General features: G+C 57.3%; 2 protein-coding genes and 1 pseudogene. 2 read left to right on the top strand and 1 reads right to left on the bottom strand.

Going from position 1 to position 1,467, the window contains the following annotated elements; all coding sequences use genetic code 11:
• Together WH277_RS01160 and WH277_RS01155 are read left to right on the top strand one after the other, a co-directional pair.
• Positions 1-560: siderophore-interacting protein (locus tag WH277_RS01160; protein ID WP_339503886.1), on the top strand; the 560-nt coding region annotated here is incomplete at its 5' end.
• A gap of 1 nt (position 561) precedes the next feature.
• Positions 562-1,089: a PadR family transcriptional regulator gene (locus WH277_RS01155; protein WP_339503885.1), complete on the top strand. Its 528-nt coding sequence runs from the start codon at positions 562-564 to the stop codon at positions 1,087-1,089.
• Positions 1,090-1,150: 61 nt separating this feature from the next.
• On the opposite strand, the pseudogene WH277_RS01150 reads toward WH277_RS01155, so the two are convergent.
• Positions 1,151-1,467 (bottom strand): annotated as a pseudogene (locus WH277_RS01150) (NADH:flavin oxidoreductase/NADH oxidase); the annotation flags it as partial.

Here is a 1,467-nt window from a genome sequence, read left to right as displayed (position 1 = left end):
ACGGCGTGGTGTGGAAAGAGGGCGCACGGCCCGTTTCCCGCGACTACACACCGCTGTTCTTTGATGGCGTAGCCAAAACGCTGACCCTCGATTTCTATATTCATGACGGCGGCGTGGCCAGTGACTGGGCCGCCCAGGCACAGCCCGGTGATGCCTTAGCGATTGGCGGGCCGCGTGGTTCTCTGGTGGTGCCGGAAGACTATGCCTTCCAGCTGTATGTCTGCGATGAAAGCGGGTTGCCAGCATTTAAACGCCGTAAGGAAACCCTTCGCGGTCAGCGGCTCAGTCTGTTCGCCTATGTGGATGAGGTCGTCGGGCAGACCTATCTGGACGGTCTGAACGGCGTGGATGCAACCTGGGTCGGCAGCGGTGCCATGAAAACAGAGAATCTGGCTGCACTGATTGAGACATTCAACGGCATTCAGCTTCCGACAGAGGATTACTTTATCTGGCTGACCGGCGAAGCGGAGTTTGTGAAAAAGCTGAGTGATTACTTTATCGAACAGCGTGGCTGTGACGCGACCTTCGTGCGCGCCGTTGCTTACTGGCATCAGAAGTAACGTGAAAACGGAGCCGCCCGTGTGGCATCCCGATGGCGCAGCACGTGCCGGCCACCGCAGAAAACGTCGGGAAAAAATACTCGATGCCAGCGATATCCGGCTGCTTCTGCTGCATTTCCTCAGCCACAACGCCGCGCATGGTTATGAGTTAATCAAAGCCGTTGAGGAGCTGTCGAAAGGGGAGTACAGCCCCAGTCCGGGCATTATTTACCCCAATCTCCAGCTGCTGGAGGAGATGGAGTGCATCGCGGTAGTGGATGGTCAGGCGACACGTAAAGCCTATCGTCTGGAAGAGAAAGGGGCGGAGCAGTTGCAACATCACGCTGCGGCACTGGTCAGCATCATTCAGCGACTGTCCACGCTGGCAGTGCTGGTGAACAACCGCAGTCTGCCGGATGTGGAACGTGCCATCCATAATATGAAAACGGCGCTCAATGTTCGCCTGTCGCAGGACGGGATCTCGCAGCAGTCGCTGTTCGCGATTATTGATGCGCTGGATGATGCAGCGAAAAAGATTGAACGTAGTTGAAACAACAGTGGGTAAGGTGCGTGAGGTGGCCCGAAAACAGGCCACCTTTTTTTCGGGTCGATTACTCACCCAAACGGTAGCGTTCCAGCCAGTGCGCGTAAGGCGCAGGCAGGACCCAGGATGGGCGCTCAACGTTCAGTTTCTTCGCCAGATAGTACGGATAGTGCGGGTTGGCGAGGTGTGCACGACCAATCATCACCAGATCCATCTGCTGTTCGGCAATCACCCGCTCAGCGACGTCCGGTGCTTCAATGCCCCAGGACGATGCCACCGGTAAAGCGGCTTCACGACGCACGCGTTCGGCCACCGGCGCCAGGAAGGCCGATCCCCACGGGATCTCGGTTTCAGCAATCGTGAAGCCCACGCTGACATTCAGCA

Origin of the sequence: Erwinia sp. MYb416, from assembly GCF_037479575.1 — a bacterium.
Classification (GTDB): domain Bacteria; phylum Pseudomonadota; class Gammaproteobacteria; order Enterobacterales; family Enterobacteriaceae; genus Erwinia; species Erwinia rhapontici.
The sequence above is the reverse complement of the archived record's forward strand: the minus strand, read 5'-3'. Positions and strand labels throughout refer to the sequence as shown.